This window comes from Hymenobacter convexus, assembly GCF_030580955.1.
Classification (GTDB): Bacteria; Bacteroidota; Bacteroidia; order Cytophagales; family Hymenobacteraceae; genus Hymenobacter.
The window spans coordinates 332,969-349,258 of record NZ_JAUQON010000004.1 but is presented as its reverse complement, the minus strand read 5'-3'; the positions used below and the strand labels follow the sequence as shown (position 1 = coordinate 349,258).

The window sequence follows — 16,290 nt, the reverse complement described above, 5'->3', positions numbered from 1 at the left end:
TCACACCCCCATACCCTGATTTTGGACCGCACCATTAGAAACCTGCTTGTTGCCGCTGCTTGCCTCTTGGTGCTGGGCGGGCTGGGCGTATTTGCCGCCGTGCGCCAAGCGTCCCGGCCCGTGAGCGAAGTACGTGTAAACATCGCCAACGAGTTCGATAACTACTTTATCAGCGAGCGCGGCGTCACGGCGCTGCTTACCAAAGGCGGCAAGGAGCCCGTGCTGGGCAGCCGCCCCGAAGGCCCGCGCCTGCGCGAGCTGGAAGCTCGCCTCAAGGCCCATCCCTTCGTGCGCGAGGCCCAGGTATACCGCGACCTGGCTGGCGACCTGCACGCCGACGTGCGCCAGAACCGGCCCATCGCCCGCCTCACGCACCCCGACACCCGTCTCGATACCTACGTCGACGCCGAAGGGCACACGCTGCCGCTTTCGCCCCTGTTTACGGCCCGCGTAGCGACCGTGGCCAGAACCAGCGGGGCCAACCTGCCAAATGGATTTTTCCAGGATAGCACCGGGCGGCGCTACCTGGAGTTTTTGCGCTACGTAGACGAGCATGAATTCTGGAAAGCGCAGGTTTCGGAGGTGTTCATTGAACCGAGTGGCAAGCTTTCGTTCACCCAGCAGGTGGGCGACCAGCGCATAGAATTCGGGCTGCCCGAAAATATTTCCGAGAAATTTGCCAAGCTGATGGTATTTTACCGGCAAATTCCGTCAGTTTTGGGGTGGGATACCTACCACCGCGTAAACGTAGAATACCAGAATCAAATTATTTGCGAATAGTAATTCGCTGAAACATAGGCCGTAAGGTCGTAAATTTCCTGTTTCCAACCCACAGCTTCCTCACTGCTCGCCAGCACCGCTCCTATGCAACAAGATAAAATCGTCGTCGGGCTCGACATTGGTACCACAAAAATCTGTGCCCTGGTGGGGCGCAAAAACGAGTTTGGTAAGCTCGAAATCCTGGGCATGGGCAAAGCCGTGTCGGAGGGGGTTTCGCGCGGTATCGTGCTCAACATCGACAAGACTGTAGACGCCATAAAACGGGCCATTCGGCAGGCCGAAGAACAATCCGGAATTAGCATTGGAGTGGTAAACGTCGGTATTGCCGGCCAGCACATCAAGAGTCTCCAGCACAACGGCAGCATCACCCGCAACTCGCACGATACCATCGGGCCGGACGACGTGAACCGCCTCACGCAGGACATGTACCGGCTGGTGACACAGCCCGGCTCGCAAATCATCCACGTGATGCCGCAGGACTACAAAGTGGACTACGAAGAAGGCATCGCCGACCCCGTGGGCTACGAAGGCGTGCGCTTGGAAGGTAACTTCCACATCATCACGGCCCAGAGCACGGCCATCAACAACATCAACAAGTGCGTGACCAAGGCCGGCCTCGAAATCGCCGACCTGATTCTCGAACCCCTCGCCAGCTCCATGTCCATCCTCTCCGAGGAGGAGAAAGAAGCCGGCGTGGCCTTGATTGACATCGGGGGTGGCACGACCGATTTGGCGGTGTTCAAGGATGGCATCATCCGCCACGCGGCGGTATTGCCGTTTGGCGGCAACATCATCACGCAGGACATCAAAACCGGCTGCAATGTGGCCCCCGGCCAGGCCGAGCAGTTGAAGGTGAAGTTCGGCAAAGCCATTGCCCAGGAAGCCAGCGACTACGAAATTGTGAGCATCCCCGGCCTGCCCAACCGCCCGCCAAAGGAGGTTTCGCTGAAAAACCTGGCGTACATCATCGAGGCCCGCATGTCGGAAATCATGGAGCTGGTGTATGCCGAAATCTACCGCATGGGCCTGCACGACAAGCTGTCGGCGGGCATCGTGCTCACCGGCGGCGGCTCGCAGCTCCAGAACCTGGAGCAGCTCACCGAGTACATCACCGGCCTCGACACGCGCATCGGCTACCCCAACCAGCACCTCGGCAAAAGCCGTATTGAGGCGGTGAAATCGCCGATGTACGCCACCACCGTGGGCCTCGTGCTGTCAGGCTACCACTCGCTCGACGAGCGCAACCTCTCGCGCACGCCCTATGAGCAGGAGGAAGTCTCGGTTGCTCCGGCCTATTATGCTCCGCAGCCAGCCGCCACCCCGGCGCCACTGGCGCCGGTTGAGCCCCGGGCCACGGTTCCGGCTGCTCCGGCGCCGGCTCCCCAGCCAGCGAAACCGAAGGAGCCCGGCGCTGCCAGCCGCTTCTTCAAGGACATCATCAGCCGCACCAAAGGGCTGCTGATTGACGATTACGACGATAAATCTTACTAAATCCGACTGTCATGCTGAGGAACGAAGCATCTTATGACGGCGGCGTTTGTCAGAGTTTCTAACCAATGCGGCGCGGGCGCGATACGTTGTTTCGCTTCGCTCAACATGACATACTTATTATGAATTACAAATTCGACATTCCAGCCCAGAATAAGTCCATCATTAAGGTGATTGGCGTCGGGGGCGGGGGCTCCAATGCCGTGAAGCACATGCACAAGCAGGGCATCAAGGACGTGGAGTTCATCATCTGCAATACCGACCATCAGGCGCTACAAAGCTCTACGGTGCCCAATAAGCTCCAGATTGGCGTTGACCTGACCGAAGGACTCGGCGCGGGTGCCAAGCCAGAGCGCGGCCGCCAAGCCGCCATTGAGAGCAAGGAGCAGATTCGCGACTTGCTGAACCAGGGCACCAAGATGCTCTTCATCACGGCCGGGATGGGCGGTGGCACGGGCACGGGCGCGGCCCCGGTGATTGCGCAGGTGGCGCAGGAGCTGGGCATTCTCACGGTGGGCATCGTGACGGCTCCGTTCATGTTCGAGGGCAAGAAGAAGCGCCAGCAGGCCGAGGAGGGCATCAAGGCCCTTAGCGAGCACTGCGACACGGTGTTGGTGATTCTTAATGACAAGCTGCCGCAGATTTACGGCAACCTGACCATGGGCGCCGCCTTTGCTAAGGCCGATACTGTGCTGACCACGGCTGCCAAGTCGATTGCCGAAATCATCACGGTGACGGCCGATGTGAACGTCGACTTTGAAGACGTGAAAACGGTGATGAAGGACAGCGGTGCCGCCGTAATGGGCAGCAGCGTGACCGAAGGCGAAAACCGCGCCCGCCGCGCCGCCGAGGAAGCCCTGAATTCTCCCCTGCTCAACAACACCGACATCCACGGCGCGCAGCGCATCCTGCTTTCCATCATGTCGGGCGCCGAGCACGAATTGGAAATGGACGAGCTGACGGAAATCACGGAGTACATCCAGGAGAAAGCCGGACAGGACGCGGAAATGATTTTCGGCCACGGCATTGATGAGTCGCTAGGCCAAAGCATTCGGGTGACGGTGATTGCCACGGGATTTGCCCGCGACGCCCATTCCATTACTACGCCCGCCTCGGGTGGTGCCGCCGCTGCTGAGCCGGTTGCCGCACCAGTTGCCGAGGTGCCCCGGCCGGAAGTAGCGGCGCCGAGTGCCCCGGCTGCTTCGGGCCCGGCGCCGTTTGTGCCCAGCTTTGGAACGCCGGAGCCGGCTCGCGTGACGTTTGATTTGAATGGTCCTTCGGCCCACAACGCCCCGCCGCTGGCCGGTATTCCAGCCACGGCACCCGGCGAGCCGGTGCTGACGTCCAACGCGCCCGCTCCGGCGCCGGAAGCGGCTGCGGCAGCTGCCGGACGTCCGCGCCCGGCGATGGATGCCCAGGCCCTGGAGCGTCGTCGGCGCTTGCAGGAGCTCAGCAACGGCCTGCCGCCCGAGGCGGTGAGCCAGTACGACACGCCCGCCTACCTGCGCCGCCAGGTGAAGCTGGAGAACGTGGAGCCCAGCTCGGCCCAGAATATCTCGCGCTTCAACCTGTCGGATGACAACGAACTGTTGGGCGACAACCGCTTCCTGCACGACAATGTGGATTAACTATTAGCCGTTGGGCTTATTGTTTGAGCGTGCCGCCTTTGATTGTATCAGGGGCGGCACGCTTGTTTTGAGCAGGGCGTAGCCGATTAAAATCGACCTGTTAGCTGCAACTGGTATGGCGCGGCCAGTTGCCTACTTTTGTTCGTGCCTTAGGCGCTCCGATGGCCCGTTAATTTGTGAAGTATGGGGTTTCTATTTCGGCGCTGGTTTTGGTTGTTGCCGATGGTGGCACTTTTGGAGCTGTTTCTGTACATGACGGCTACCGGAATGGGAGGAACTTCGGATTCTGCTTACTACCAGTGGGCGGCGCATACGTGGCGCGAAACCGGCCAACTGCTGGCGCCCGACGGGCGGCCCTACCGCTACTGGGGGCCGTTGTATCCGGTGCTGCTGGCGGGGTTTTATGGTCCGGTGGGCGTGCGGGTGCTACACGGTACGGCGCTGGCTGTTTATCTCGGAATATGGGCCCGGTTGGGGCAACGGCTGCTGCCGCTTGGCCGGCAAATGTGGCTGCCGTGGCTGGTGGCGCTGAGTGCCGCGCTGTTGGTGCCGGCGAAATATGTGTGGTCTGAAACGGTATTTGGAGCCTTAGGGGCCATTTATTTGTATGCGCTGCTGGCCTGGACGCGGCACCGGCAAACCGGCTGGCTGTGGGTGGCTACCGTGGCGGGGTTTCTGCTGCCGCTGCAGCGAACGGCGGGCTTTCTTTTGCTGGCAGGGGCGTGGGCCGGACTACTGCTTACGGCACTATGGCGGGGTAAAGGGCGGGTATTGCTGCTGCATGCGCTGGGCTGTGTGGCGGGCGGCTTAGCCTGGAACTACTACGCCGAGGTGCTGGCGGGACCCAAGCTATATCAGGCTACGCGGCCCTGGGATGCCTGGGGCTCGGTGGCCGACTATGGGTTCGTACTGGTGCGGTGGCTGGTGCCGCTGGGGGCTGCCTGGCGCGATGCCGCTCCGACGCTTTGGGTGGCGGCGCTGCCGGTGTTTCTGTTTTGCCTTTTCCCTGCCAAAATAACTCCGTTGCTTTCCCACGAAGCCCCGGCCGAGCAGGTGATGCCCGCAATGGCTTTGCAGGAACTGCGGCTGTTGTGGTGGGCGGTGGTGGTGAACATCGGTGCGCTGCTGCTGGCTACGGGGGCCCTCCGCGCGGCCACGGGCCCGCACAATGCAGAGCGGTACTGCGCGGCGCTGGTGGGGCCGGTGCTGCTACTAGTGCTGGCGCGTTGGCCTGATGTTTCCGTTGAGGCGGTGCGTAAAGGAAAGCTCGTGCGCTGGCTGGGCGGGGCTTTACTCGCTGGCTGGCTGGCCTATTCGGCGGTGCGGGTGGGGCACAACGCGCAGCAGCTACGGGCCCGCCCGGCCATGGCCTGGCCGGCGGCGGAAATACCCCGGTCAGCCGATTAACCGCCAGCCCGTGTAATCATTGGCGACGCGGTGGTTGCGCTAGGCTTCAGGCTTTTGCGTAATCAAACCGGTTCTTCCAGCGTTCCAGCGGTGCTTCCAGCCAAGCCCAGGAAGCCGCCGCCAGGGCCAGCAGCAAGGGCGTGAGCACCAGCACCGTGGGCAAGGGGCCCAGCCAGAAGTCACGCAGCGCCGGCCCATTGGCCAGGGTGGCCGGGAATAAGCGAAAGACGGCCCGCTGAAAAAACACCGGCAGCAGCAGGTGGTAGAGGTAGCAGCCGTAGCTGCGGCGGCCCACCCATTGCAGCGCCGGATGCAGCAGGAAGCCGGTGCGCGGCGTGGATTCCGCATCCGGCGCCCGCAGCACCCAGGCCAGCGTCAGGAAGCCGGCCACGCTGCCCAGGCTGGTATACGTCAGCAGCCAGACTGCCTGGTTTTCCGGGCCTATCAGGTGCGTGAGGCCCCAAATGCCGACCCAAATGGCCCAGGCCAGCAGCACCCATTGGCCGCGGGCCAGGGCCTGCACCCGCGGGTGGTGCTCGGTGATGCGCAGAAGGGCGCCGGTGGCAAACATATCGAGGCAGGCGGGCAGCAGCACCAGCACGAAGCCTGACGTGAACCAGGCGCTCCACACCAACCGAAACAGGAGCCCCGCCACCGCCACCGCCACGAAAGCGCCCACCCGGCGCCCCAGCAGGCCCAGCAGCAGCGGCCACACTAGGTAAAACTGTTCATCGACAGCCATGGTCCAATAGTGGCCCACGCCCTCGCCCCAGTGTTGCAGCCGATAGAACAGCAGGTTGGAAAACGGCAGCACAAACCAGCCCGGGTACTCGTGCAGCGTGGCCAGCGGCAGCGCGGCGCCCAAGGCCAGGGCCAGATAGTAGGGCGGCAAAATGCGCAGCACCCGCCGCACGTAAAACGTGCGCAGGCGGCGGCCCCAGCCGGCCGGCGCCCCGGGGTGCACCTGCTGCTTCCAGACGATGCCCGAAATCAGGTAGCCGCTCAGCACGAAAAAGGTGATGCGGCCCATCTCGCCCACCGGAAACGGCAGCCGCGTCCAGTGCCCCAGCACCACCAGCCACACCGCAATGGCCCGCAACCCGTTGAGCGTGGGCCGGTAGAGCAGGGGTGAGGCGGTACTGGAATGGGTCAAAACAAAACGTCATGCTGAGCGCAGCCGAAGCATCTCTACCGCGCAAGTAATCAGATTTACTCCTGCGGTAGAGATGCTTCGGCTGCGCTCAGCATGACGTTCCTTCGGTTGAGCAAACGAATTTGACCTTAGCCCAGCGTGTGGTACACGGCCTGCACGTCCTCGTCGTCTTCGAACTTTTCGATGATGGTCATGATTTCCTCCAACTGCTCGTCGTTGAGCGAAACGGTGGTGTTGGGCACGCGCTGCAGGTTCACGCTCACCACGTGGCGGCCCTGGGCTTCGAGGGCTTTCTGCATCTGGCCGAAGTCGGTGAAGGCGGTTTCGACCACGATGTACTTGTGCTCGGCGCCGTGCTCGTCCTCTTCGGTGGTTTCGTACACGTCTTCGGCGCCGAAGTCGATGAGCTCCAGCTCCAGCTCGTCGCGGTCGAGGCCCTCGGCGGCCAGCTTGAAGACGCCCTTGCGGGTGAAGGTGTAATCGGAGGAGCCGGCCGTGCCCAGCGTACCCTCGTTGCGGTTGAAGATGAGGCGCACGTTGCTGACGGTGCGGGTGGGGTTATCGGTCGCGGTTTCGATGACAACAGCCACGCCGTGGGGTAGGTAGCCTTCGTACACCACTTCCTGGTAGTCTTTTTCTTCCTTGCTGCTGGCGCGTTTGATGGCCGCTTCCACCCGGTCTTTGGGCATGTTCACGCCTTTGGCGTTTTGCATGGCCGCGCGCAGGCGGGCGTTGGTGTCGGGGTTGGGGCCATTTTCCTTCACGGCCATCACAATTTCTTTGCCGATGCGGGTGAAGTCTTTCGACATTTTGTCCCACCGCTTCATTTTGCGGCCTTTACGAAATTCAAACGCGCGTCCCATAGGGGGTCAATTAACGAGTAACAATGAGCAATTAACAATGCCGTTTCGGCCTGCGCGGGGCACAAATGGCCGAAACGGGCCGCAAGTTAGCCAGAACCAGCCGGGGCGGCCAAACACCGGGCCGTCCTTTGCTCAGCGATGGCGGCTGGCGGCTTTGGGCCGGGCCCTGGGCGCGGGCACCGACGGCTTGGGCGGGGCGGCCACCAGGTCGTAAACCCCACGGTTGCCGGCCGGATAGCCGAAAATAGTGATGCTGAGGCGCTGCGTGGCCGGCTCAAACCGGAAAGTGCCTCGCTGCACGTCGGCCCCTTTCAGGTCGGTGAAAGCGAAACGGATGCTGTCGCCCGCCAGCTTGTAAGTACCGGTTTGGTTGAAATAATAGGGCTTGCCCGAGGCGACGATGCTCATGCGCTTCTCGTAGGTGCCGTTGGGGCGCAGCGTGAGGGTGCCGCCCACGCCGCTCACCTGGGTGGGCGGGCCCACGCTGGCGGTGTCGTACACGGTGTAGCCCGTGTAGGTGTAAGTGGTGTAGAAGGATGGCTGGCCCGGAGGGGTTTGCGCCGCCGATATCCCGGTCCAAAGAAGACTGATTAACAAAGCGAAAAGCAGAGTAGGACGCATAAAAAAGGCAGAAATGGAATACGGATGATGGCTTCGCCATAACTATGACGTTGCGCCGCGAAGGTAAAGCTGGCGCGCGGCAGCACGGCCCGCAACTGATTTGGCAAAAACAACGCCGACAATGTTTATTTACCTGAATAAATGGGTTGACCTTTTAATCAACTGACGCGAAGTGGAAAGCAACGTCACCGTCCAAAGAATACCCGCGACCATGCCGCGGCTGGCCGCCTGCACCCGGCGCTTCTTCGGGGCGGCTCTTCTCGGGCTGCTAACGGCCGGGACTGCCGCCGCCGCCCCCCCGCGGGCCGATACGACGCAGGTGCGCGCGCTGCTGCACCAAGGGCAGGATTTGCTACGGGCCGGCCAGCACGAGGCCGCGCAGCCGCTCTTGCAGCAAGCCCGCTCCCTGGCCCACCGCCTGCAATTTGCCCCCGGCGAAATTGAAGGTCTGCGTGTGCTGGGCAAAGCCGAGCTGGTGCACGGCAACTTCGCCGATGCCCGGACTTACCTCAGCCAAGCCGTGGCGCTGGCCCGGCGCACGCCCGGCCAGCCGGGCCTGGCCGACGTGCTGCTCACTTTGGGGCAGGTGGCCAACGAGCAGGACGACTACCCCGGCGCCCTGCTCGCCTGCGAGGAAGCGCTGCGCCTCTACCACGCCCACGGCGCTTTGCACAACGAAGCCCGCACCCGCAACGGCCTGGGCATCATATACAGCAGCCGGGGCGACTTCCCGCGGGCGCTGGCGATGCTGCTGCCGGCGCTGCGCCAAAGCCAGCAGCTGCAGGACAGCGCCTTGCAAGCCAACTGCCTGAGCAACCTGGGCTCGGTTTATTTTCGGCACAACGAGTTTCGGGAGGCCCGGAAATACTTCGAGCAGGCCCTGCCGCTGGTGCGCCGCAGCCCCGAAAAAAGCACGCTGGCCGATTGCCTGACCAACCTGGCGGCCACGCACCAGCAGCTGGGCGAACTCCCGCAGGCCGATGCGCTATACCAAGAAGCCATTGCCGTGTCGGAGCAAGCCGGCGAGCGGGCCCAGCTGGGCGTGGTGCTGAGCGACTACGCCCAGCTGCAAACCGAGCAAAAGCGCCTGCCCGCCGCCCAGGCCACGCTGGAGCGGGCCCGCGCATTGCTGGAAAATTCGGGCGATACCGGCACGCTGGCGGCCACGCTGGTGGCGCTGGGACAGCTGCACCAAAAGCTGGGCCATCCGGCCGAGGCCGAAGCGCAGGCCCGGCGAGCCCTAGCCCTGGCCACGCCCATTCACGACTGGAGCGTGCTGGAAACGGCCGGGCAGCTGCTGGCCAGCCTGCTCAAGCAGCGGGGCGAGTTCCGCCAGGCCCTGGCCTACACCGAGCAGGCCCACGCCGCGCATGATACCCTTTTCACGCAGTCGAAGGCCGAGGAAATGGGGCGTTTGCAGGGCGACTTTCAGCTTAGCCAGGAGCGGGCACGTGCCCAGGTTCTGGCCCGCACCGGTGAGGCCCAGCAGCAGCGCCTGCAGGCCCAGCAGCGCCAGCTCTGGGGACTGGGCCTCGGCCTGGCCGTGGTAGCGGCGGCCGGGCTGGCCCTGTGGCGGCTCAACCGCTTGCTGGGCCACAAAAACCAGCAGATTGAGCAGCAAAGGGCCGAACTAACGGAATTGAACGCGACGAAAGACCGGCTGTTTTCCATCATCGGGCACGACTTGCGGGGGCCGCTGCACTCGCTGCATGCCTTTGTAGAGCTGCTGGGTGGGCCGCCGCTGCCGCCTGCCAAGCTCAGCCAGTACACCCAGCGCCTCACCCGCACTCTCGACCACACGCTGGCCCTGCTCGAAAACCTGCTGAACTGGGCGGCGCTGCAAATGCGGGCCAGCGCCCCGCCCCGGCCCGAGAACCTGGCGCTAGCCGGCCTGGTCGAGGAAAACATCGGCCTGCTGACGGCTGCGGCCGAAGCGGCCCAGGTCACCCTCACGCACTGCCTGACGGGCGACGAACGCGCCTGGGCCGACCCGGCCGCCGTGCGGCTGGTGCTGCGCAACCTGCTGGCCAATGCCATCAAGTTCACGCCGGCCGGTGGTACTGTGGGCGTGTCGGCCACTCGCGAAGACGGGGGCTGGCAGCTGGCCGTGGCCGATACTGGGCGGGGCCTGCCCACGCCTACGCCCCACCAGCCCCTGCGGCCCGATGCGCTGGAGCGCCGCGTCGGCGAGGCCGGCCAGGCCCGCAGCACCGGCCTGGGCCTGCTGCTGAGCCGCGACATGGCGGCCCGCACCGGAGGCCAGCTGTGGGTGGCCAGCGCCGGGCCGGGCCAGGGCACCACCTTCACCCTGAGCCTGCCCGTGGCGGAGCAGCCCGCCGCCTACGCCCGCCTGGAGGGATGACGGCTGAGCAGCCGTTGCTGCACCACCTGGGCCAGCACGGCTTCGCGGAAGGTGCTGCCCAGCGGCACCTCCACCTTGCCGATTCGGACTTCCTGATTGGTGACGGCGTCGATGTGGCTGGTATTCACCAGGAAGGAGCGGTGCGTGCGCACGAAGAGCGCCGGGGGCAGCTGCTCCTCCATGTGCTTGAGGTTGACGAGGGTGATGTGGACCGTGCCGTCGAGCAGGTGCACTTTCACGAAGTCGCGCATGGCTTCCACGTAGGCCACTTCGGCGAAGCGCAGCTTGAGAAACTGGAATTCGGTGCGGATAAAAAAGGTGTCGGGCTCGTCGGTCGGTTCGGGAGGGCTGCCGGCGGACGGAAGCACCGGTGCCGCCTCGGCCGCACGGGCGCGCAGCAGGAGCAGTGCCTTGTCGATGGCCCGCAAAAAGCGGTCGAACCGCAGGGGTTTCACCAGAAAATCCACGGCGTCAAGCTCGTAGGTGGGCAGCGCGTATTCGGGGTGCGAGGTCATGAAAATGACCTGCGGCGGCTGGCGCAGGGCCCGCACCAGCTCCAGGCCGTTGAGTTGGGGCAGTTCGATGTCGGTGATGAGAATGTCGACCGGCTCGCGGGCCAGGCGCTCGAAAGCCAGCAGGGCATCGTCGTAGGCGCCGGCCAGCACCAGCGACGGAATGCGCTCCACGAAGCTGCCGGCCAGGTCGCGCACCAGCAGGTCGTCGTCGAGCACGAGGCAAGTAAAGGGAGCAGTGCGGGAAGGCATGGGAAGGAGCAGAGCCGGTAAATAAACAGAAGTTTAGCGAAGCCGAAAAGCTAACGGGTAAGTCCGGCCTTACTATTCAGCCATTTCCCGGGTTTTTCGGCGCCTACGTTTGTCGATGGCAGCCCCGGCCGGTCGATTTTTTGCGGCCCTTGCTCTACTTGGCCGGAAGGGAGGGCGGCGAGGGCTTAGCTTCGGAGAGGCGAGTGGCAATGCTTTGCCACCGGGCGGGCTCGGGCCGCTGCCTGGCCTCCCACACGACACCCGACACAATCCCTGAAAATGCCTGCCATGAAAAAGTTTAGCGTATTGTTGGCCGGAAGCCTGCTGCTTGCCGTCGTATCATCTGCCGGGGCAATGGCGCAGCCGGCCTACAACGGCCCAGCCGGTGCGGTGCACATGCAGGAGGGCCAGCGGCTGCAGGCTGCTGGCAACCGGGCCGGCGCGGCGGCGGCCTACCAGAAAGCCTACGAAGCCTATACCAGCGTCGACGACTCCGACGGCATGATTGCGGCGCTGGCCCGTAAAAAAACCGTGGAAAACGGCGGTGCCCCGGCTGCCCCCGCCGCGAAAGCAACCGCCACCCCGCACCCCGCCGCCGCGGCTCCCCGGCCCGCCGCGCCCGCCGCCGCCGACCCCACGCAACCCGTGCCCGGCGCCGTGAACGGCGGCCGGCCGGTGGGGCTGTTCTTCATGACCAAGTACTGGATGGCCACGCATTCGCTGGAGAAATCGACCTACTATTTTGCCCCGAACGGGCAGGTGTACGTGAACCCGACCGGATTTTCGGCGGCTTCGCTGGCAGCGTTGCCGGCCGGCTCGCGCGGCAGCTACGCCGTGGCGGGCAACAAGCTCACCGTGCGCTGGGCCAATGGCCAGACCGAAAGCAGCGAAGTAGAGCCCCAGACCGACACTTTTGGCTGGGACATGGGCATTTTTCTGGCCGGCCGGCCCTTCAAAAGCCCCGGCCAGCTCGCGGGCTCGTTCGAGGGCGGCAATTCCATCAGCACCAGCAGCGGTAGCGCCGCGGCGGTGAGCAGCCTCACGTTCCGGCCCGACGGCACCTACAGCGGCGGCAGCGCCTCCAGCTTCGGGGGCCGCACCGACGCCGGCGCCAAAACCTACAGCGCCGGCTCCAGCGGCAGCAGCGGCGGGCGCTGGAGCCTGTCGGGCTGGCTCCTGACCCTGACCGATGCGCAGGGCCGCACCACCCGCGGCGTGGCTTTTCCGGTGGAGAAAAACGACAAGACCGGCCAGGTGACGCGGTTTTACTTCGATAACGTGGCCTACAAGCGGCTGTGAGGGCGCTCGCCGGATAGTGCCTTTTGCGATGGCTTCGACCACACCCTGGCTGCCCATCATCTTTAAAATAATCGGCCGGCTGGTTATCGGCGGTTGCCTGCTGTTTGTGGCGGCCTGCCTGTTCTGGTGGTGGGCCTGGACCAATACCGGCGAAATGAACCAGGCAAGGTTTAAGGAACAAAGGGGGGCCATCCGCCTGCGTCCCCTCGCACCCGGGCGCGCGCGGGACCGCCCCATCACCGACACCCTGGCCGCGCCCGCCCGCTGACCAGGGAAGCCAAGTCGTTTTACCACAGCGATGCCCTGTAGCCGGAACAGCAAACTACTTATTCACAGTCTTTAACATGCCTTTTCTTATGCGTGTCATTTTCCCGAAATTCCATTTGCCTCTGCTGCTCGGGGCCTTGTTGCTGGCCGCGCCGCAGGCAATGGCCCAGCTGGCCTATAGTGGCCCCGCCGGGGGAGTACTCATGCAAAAAGCCCGGCAGCAGCAGGCGGCCGGCGACCGCGCCGGTGCGGCGGCCACTTACCAACAAGCCTACCTGGCCTATACCTCGGTGGACGACTCCGACGGCATGACGGCTGCCCTGGCCGGCAAGAAAGTCGCCGAAAGCGGCGGCGTGGCTCCGGCGGCACGCCCGGCAGCCCCAGCCCGCCAAGCAGCAGTGGCCCGGCCGGCCGCAGTGGCGCCGCCGGCCGTGGGCCCCATGCCGGTGGCCGGCCACATGGTGGGCAACAAGCCGGTGGGCCTGTTTTTCGTGACTAAATCGGTGCTGGGCAATTTCCGCACCATGTCGTACTACTTCAGCCCCGAAGGCGTGGCCTACGAAAACCCGCTGGGCCTGAGTGCCGCCGAGCTGGCCGCCACGCCCGCCAAGTCGAAGGGCCGCTATTCGGTGGCGGGCAAAACGTTGAGCATTGCCTGGACCGGCTACCCCAAACCGGAAGTCGACGATATGAACATGCTGGGCGGCGGCTTCAGTTGGAGCGGGGGCGCCATCTTTTCGGCCGTTGGGCCGTTTCGGAGTGCTTCGCAGTTGGTAGGCTCGTTCGAGGGCGGCACTTCCACTTACGCCTCGGCTATGGGGCAGGCCACGGTGTCGAAGTCGCTCACCTTCAATGCCGATGGTACTTACCGCAGCGGCGGGGTGGCCACCGTCACATCCGTTACCGAGCGCAGCGTGGCCGAAACCGGCGGCTCCTCGGCCAACGCCGGCCGCTGGCGTCTCGACGGCTGGCTGCTGACGCTGACCGACGCGCAGGGCCACACCGTGCGCGATGTGGCCTACCCCGTGGGCGACGGCAAGGGCAAAGTGACGCTTTTTCAGTTCAACGGCCTTGCCTACTCGCGGCAGTAGAGCTGCGGCAGCCTGCTCAAATTGATTTCAACAGTAAAACATTTAAAACCAGCGTTTCATGTTTATTCGAAAAGTGCCGGCGGCCTTCATTTGCGCCTTATTTCTTGTGTGGGCAACGGACGCCTCGGCCCAGAATTACCGGGCCCTCTACGGCAGCCGCGCCCCGCGCACGTGCGCCAACACCAAAGCGCCCGCCAAGGGGCCTATTGTGGCTAGCCAGGCCATGCAGTATTTTATCTGCGGTACCGAGCGTCTCTACGGCGACGACCTGTATCTGGTGGATAAGGTGACCATCCAGGTAGGCAAGGGGCGCCCCTTTCTGCCGAATACGGATATGTTGCCCGATGCCGACGTGTCTTCCCTGGTTTATCCGGTGCGGGGTAGCTACACCCAATACCAGATTTCAAAGCTGTCGACCGTCTTTCCTAACGCCGGGAAGAACGCCAACATTTACGTCTATCCTCACGCCAGCGGCCTGTGTTACCGCACGACGTTTGGCGACTGGGTGTGCAAGATGATTGATACCTCGGCGCCCGCCATGGCCATTCAGAATAACGTCGCCCCACCGCAGTAAATCCAGCGCCCCGGACTTGAATGGGCACGCTTGGACCATTTTTTCATCACATTTCTACATTCATAACTTATGCATAAAGTTTGCTGCGTAATGTTATTTCTGGCGTCGGCCGGCACTGCTTTTGGCCAATTGAAAACCCCGAAAAAGGCCGCGCCGGCTAGCCCCGCCCGGGCAGCCACCGCGGTGCCGGTGGCTGCTGCCAACGGGTTGCCCACCAAGTTCTTCACCGCGTATAGCTACACGGTGTACCTGGTTTACGCCCCGAAGTACAGCCCCAAGCCCACCAACACGCGCGGCGTGGGCGGCACGCTCACGCTGGGGCCAACGGGCAGCTACGAAAAGAAACTGACAATTCCGGGCCCCTACGGCCGCAGCCACTTCGATGAAACGGGCCGCTACACCCTCAACGGCAAGAACATCCAGTTCACTTACACCGATTCGCACGGCAAGCCGGTGACCTATGGCGGGACCTTCAACTACAGCGAGCCCGCCCAGGCCCTGAGCATGGTGCTGAACCAGGAAGCCGACGGCGGCCGGGAGGTGTTTGGCTTGGTGGTGAAGGGTTCCGAAGACGTGAAGCGCACCTTCAACGACGACGGCACGGTGAAGCTGGGGGACTAAGAGCCCATGGGCCATTGTCAACTTAACCAAGCCCTCCGATGAGTGCTTCGCCATCCCCTCCCAAGGTGCCATTGCACGGGGCTATTCAGGTACTCAGGCTGGTGGGCATGCTGCTGCTCATCGGCGTGGTCGGCCTGGGGCTGCTGCTTTTTCTGATGATGAACCTGCACTGGGCCACCAAGCCCAAAGATGAAAAAATGGATGCCGCCCGCGCCGCCGCCAGCCGCCCGGTACCCGACTCCGCTCAGGCTCCGGCGCCGCTGGCCAGGTAGGCAACCGGTGCTGGAAATCCCGCACAACCAGCGGCGCTTGCTTTTTCATTTCACCAATTCATTTCTCCCTCCCCATGAACCCTGTCAGCCATATGGAACAGCCCGCGGCCAATAACGCCGCCCCCAGTTCGACCCCCGAGGCCGCCGGACCCGCGTGCGAAGCCTTCGCCGTGCGCGTGGGCTACGTCTGGCTGATGGTTTTGGCCTCGGTGGGCGGCTTCGTCACCGCCCTGGTAAACCTGCTCACGCAGCCCCGCCTGCCCGTGCTGGGGCTGGCCGCTGCCCTGCTGGCGGTGGGCTACGTGGCCTGGCAGCGGGGCTACCGGGCCGTGCGGTTGGAACTGGGCCCGCGCAGCCTGCACGTGCAGCCCGTGGCGCCCGGCCAGCCGGCCGAAGAAGTGCCGCTGCCACGCATTGCCAACTACCTTCGGCCGCTGGAGTCGGCCTACCAGATTCTGGAGCTGCAGCTCCACGGCGGCGGACGGCTCAAGTTCGGCAAACGCCTGCGTACCCCCGGCGCGGGCCTGCTGGCCCTGGACGACTGGACCGAAGCGCTGGCGGCCCGCCTCGAAGAAGCCCGGCCGGTCTTTGCTGGCGCCCCCGTTGCCGCGGTGCACAGCTCCAGCCCCGCGGCCAGTGGCATGGCCAGCGGCTTGGTGGCCGAGCCGCCCCGCACGCTGGCCCGCACCAGGCTGGGAAAGGTGCTGGCCGGACTGGCCATCGTTTGGCTGCTGTTGGCCGGTATGGTGCTCCTTGACCCCAGCCAGCACGTGGCCACCTGGGTGTTCCTGGCGCCCGTCATGTACCTGGCTTATTTTCTGCAGGCCCGGGGCATTATCAAGGCCAGAACGAACGTCACCACCAGTCGAAAATCAGACGAGGACGACGAGGTCTACGAGGCGTGGAAAAATTACTGACAGCCCCGGGTGCCGCACCATCACATATCGACGAACGGTTGGTAGCCACCCTTATTATTTTTTAAGCCTCAAAAAGCCGCGTGGGCGGTGACTCCGCCAATCAGGCAATAGTCACCGTCCACGCGGCCGTTATTTTTTTGAGCGGTCCACGCAGAGCTGGTTGCCACTACGCCGCCAAGGAGC

The 16,290-nt window shown here is 63.9% G+C and carries 16 protein-coding genes; 12 read left to right on the top strand and 4 right to left on the bottom strand.

All coding sequences use genetic code 11. The annotated features are described in order from the left end of the window. Positions 1 to 21: 21 nt before the first annotated feature. From Q4S41_RS10720 to Q4S41_RS10705, 4 genes are all read left to right on the top strand, one after another. Positions 22 to 780: a cell division protein FtsQ/DivIB gene (locus tag Q4S41_RS10720; protein WP_305031107.1), complete on the top strand. Its 759-nt coding sequence runs from the start codon at positions 22 to 24 to the stop codon at positions 778 to 780. 84 nt (positions 781 to 864) lie between these two features. After that, the gene (gene ftsA, locus Q4S41_RS10715) at positions 865 to 2,271 is read left to right on the top strand and encodes a cell division protein FtsA (RefSeq protein ID WP_305031106.1); all 1,407 of its coding nucleotides are present in this window, start codon (positions 865 to 867) and stop codon (positions 2,269 to 2,271) included. Between the two features lie 119 nt (positions 2,272 to 2,390). Beyond that, positions 2,391 to 3,896 carry a cell division protein FtsZ gene (gene ftsZ / locus Q4S41_RS10710; protein WP_305031105.1) on the top strand — a complete coding sequence of 502 codons (1,506 nt, stop codon included), beginning with the start codon at positions 2,391 to 2,393 and terminating at the stop codon, positions 3,894 to 3,896. A gap of 222 nt (positions 3,897 to 4,118) precedes the next feature. Continuing rightward, positions 4,119 to 5,303 (top strand): hypothetical protein, encoded by a 1,185-nt coding sequence (locus Q4S41_RS10705; protein WP_305031104.1) that lies wholly within the window; start codon positions 4,119 to 4,121, stop codon positions 5,301 to 5,303. A 46-nt stretch (positions 5,304 to 5,349) separates the two neighbouring features. Here the strand turns inward: Q4S41_RS10705 and Q4S41_RS10700 are convergent, their stop codons facing one another. From Q4S41_RS10700 to Q4S41_RS10690, 3 genes are all read right to left on the bottom strand, one after another. Beyond that, a complete protein-coding gene (locus Q4S41_RS10700) occupies positions 5,350 to 6,456 on the bottom strand; it encodes an acyltransferase family protein (protein WP_305031103.1) in 1,107 nt (368 codons plus the stop codon). Between the two features lie 128 nt (positions 6,457 to 6,584). Beyond that, on the bottom strand, positions 6,585 to 7,319 hold the full coding sequence (locus Q4S41_RS10695; protein WP_305010522.1) for a YebC/PmpR family DNA-binding transcriptional regulator: 735 nt from the start codon (positions 7,317 to 7,319) through the stop codon (positions 6,585 to 6,587). Positions 7,320 to 7,451: 132 nt separating this feature from the next. Then, the gene (locus Q4S41_RS10690) at positions 7,452 to 7,940 is read right to left on the bottom strand and encodes a hypothetical protein (RefSeq protein WP_305031101.1); all 489 of its coding nucleotides are present in this window, start codon (positions 7,938 to 7,940) and stop codon (positions 7,452 to 7,454) included. A gap of 211 nt (positions 7,941 to 8,151) precedes the next feature. On the opposite strand from Q4S41_RS10690, the gene Q4S41_RS10685 reads away from it, so the two are divergent. After that, positions 8,152 to 10,302 (top strand): tetratricopeptide repeat-containing sensor histidine kinase, encoded by a 2,151-nt coding sequence (locus tag Q4S41_RS10685; RefSeq protein ID WP_305031100.1) that lies wholly within the window; start codon positions 8,152 to 8,154, stop codon positions 10,300 to 10,302. On the opposite strand, the gene Q4S41_RS10680 is transcribed toward Q4S41_RS10685, so the two are convergent. Continuing rightward, positions 10,281 to 11,066 carry a LytR/AlgR family response regulator transcription factor gene (locus Q4S41_RS10680; RefSeq protein WP_305031099.1) on the bottom strand — a complete coding sequence of 262 codons (786 nt, stop codon included), beginning with the start codon at positions 11,064 to 11,066 and terminating at the stop codon, positions 10,281 to 10,283. The two genes, Q4S41_RS10685 and Q4S41_RS10680, sit on opposite strands and share 22 nt — an antisense overlap. A gap of 288 nt (positions 11,067 to 11,354) precedes the next feature. On the opposite strand from Q4S41_RS10680, the gene Q4S41_RS10675 reads away from it, so the two are divergent. From Q4S41_RS10675 to Q4S41_RS10645, 7 genes are all read left to right on the top strand, one after another. Next, positions 11,355 to 12,365: a hypothetical protein gene (locus tag Q4S41_RS10675; protein WP_305031098.1), complete on the top strand. Its 1,011-nt coding sequence runs from the start codon at positions 11,355 to 11,357 to the stop codon at positions 12,363 to 12,365. Positions 12,366 to 12,393: 28 nt separating this feature from the next. Further along, positions 12,394 to 12,633, top strand: a complete 240-nt coding sequence (locus tag Q4S41_RS10670) for a hypothetical protein (protein WP_305031097.1) — start codon at positions 12,394 to 12,396, stop codon at positions 12,631 to 12,633. An 88-nt stretch (positions 12,634 to 12,721) separates the two neighbouring features. After that, positions 12,722 to 13,723, top strand: a complete 1,002-nt coding sequence (locus Q4S41_RS10665) for a hypothetical protein (RefSeq protein ID WP_305031096.1) — start codon at positions 12,722 to 12,724, stop codon at positions 13,721 to 13,723. 58 nt (positions 13,724 to 13,781) lie between these two features. Beyond that, positions 13,782 to 14,297 (top strand): hypothetical protein, encoded by a 516-nt coding sequence (locus tag Q4S41_RS10660; RefSeq protein ID WP_305031095.1) that lies wholly within the window; start codon positions 13,782 to 13,784, stop codon positions 14,295 to 14,297. Between the two features lie 129 nt (positions 14,298 to 14,426). Continuing rightward, the gene (locus Q4S41_RS10655; RefSeq protein ID WP_305031094.1) at positions 14,427 to 14,918 is read left to right on the top strand and encodes a hypothetical protein; all 492 of its coding nucleotides are present in this window, start codon (positions 14,427 to 14,429) and stop codon (positions 14,916 to 14,918) included. 38 nt (positions 14,919 to 14,956) lie between these two features. Further along, positions 14,957 to 15,190 (top strand): hypothetical protein, encoded by a 234-nt coding sequence (locus Q4S41_RS10650; RefSeq protein WP_305031093.1) that lies wholly within the window; start codon positions 14,957 to 14,959, stop codon positions 15,188 to 15,190. Between the two features lie 74 nt (positions 15,191 to 15,264). Beyond that, the gene (locus Q4S41_RS10645) at positions 15,265 to 16,107 is read left to right on the top strand and encodes a hypothetical protein (protein ID WP_305031092.1); all 843 of its coding nucleotides are present in this window, start codon (positions 15,265 to 15,267) and stop codon (positions 16,105 to 16,107) included. Positions 16,108 to 16,290: the final 183 nt, after the last annotated feature.

Coding starts and splice junctions, on each gene's coding strand:
- ftsZ (WP_305031105.1), top strand. CDS start 2,391: ATGAATTACAAATTCGACATTCCAGCCCAGAATAAGTCCATCATTAAG.
- Q4S41_RS10695 (WP_305010522.1), bottom strand. CDS start 7,319: ATGGGACGCGCGTTTGAATTTCGTAAAGGCCGCAAAATGAAGCGGTGG.
- Q4S41_RS10680 (WP_305031099.1), bottom strand. CDS start 11,066: ATGCCTTCCCGCACTGCTCCCTTTACTTGCCTCGTGCTCGACGACGAC.
- Q4S41_RS10690 (WP_305031101.1), bottom strand. CDS start 7,940: ATGCGTCCTACTCTGCTTTTCGCTTTGTTAATCAGTCTTCTTTGGACC.
- Q4S41_RS10705 (WP_305031104.1), top strand. CDS start 4,119: ATGGTGGCACTTTTGGAGCTGTTTCTGTACATGACGGCTACCGGAATG.
- Q4S41_RS10650 (WP_305031093.1), top strand. CDS start 14,957: ATGAGTGCTTCGCCATCCCCTCCCAAGGTGCCATTGCACGGGGCTATT.
- Q4S41_RS10675 (WP_305031098.1), top strand. CDS start 11,355: ATGAAAAAGTTTAGCGTATTGTTGGCCGGAAGCCTGCTGCTTGCCGTC.
- ftsA (WP_305031106.1), top strand. CDS start 865: ATGCAACAAGATAAAATCGTCGTCGGGCTCGACATTGGTACCACAAAA.
- Q4S41_RS10685 (WP_305031100.1), top strand. CDS start 8,152: ATGCCGCGGCTGGCCGCCTGCACCCGGCGCTTCTTCGGGGCGGCTCTT.
- Q4S41_RS10665 (WP_305031096.1), top strand. CDS start 12,722: ATGCGTGTCATTTTCCCGAAATTCCATTTGCCTCTGCTGCTCGGGGCC.
- Q4S41_RS10660 (WP_305031095.1), top strand. CDS start 13,782: ATGTTTATTCGAAAAGTGCCGGCGGCCTTCATTTGCGCCTTATTTCTT.
- Q4S41_RS10645 (WP_305031092.1), top strand. CDS start 15,265: ATGAACCCTGTCAGCCATATGGAACAGCCCGCGGCCAATAACGCCGCC.
- Q4S41_RS10670 (WP_305031097.1), top strand. CDS start 12,394: ATGGCTTCGACCACACCCTGGCTGCCCATCATCTTTAAAATAATCGGC.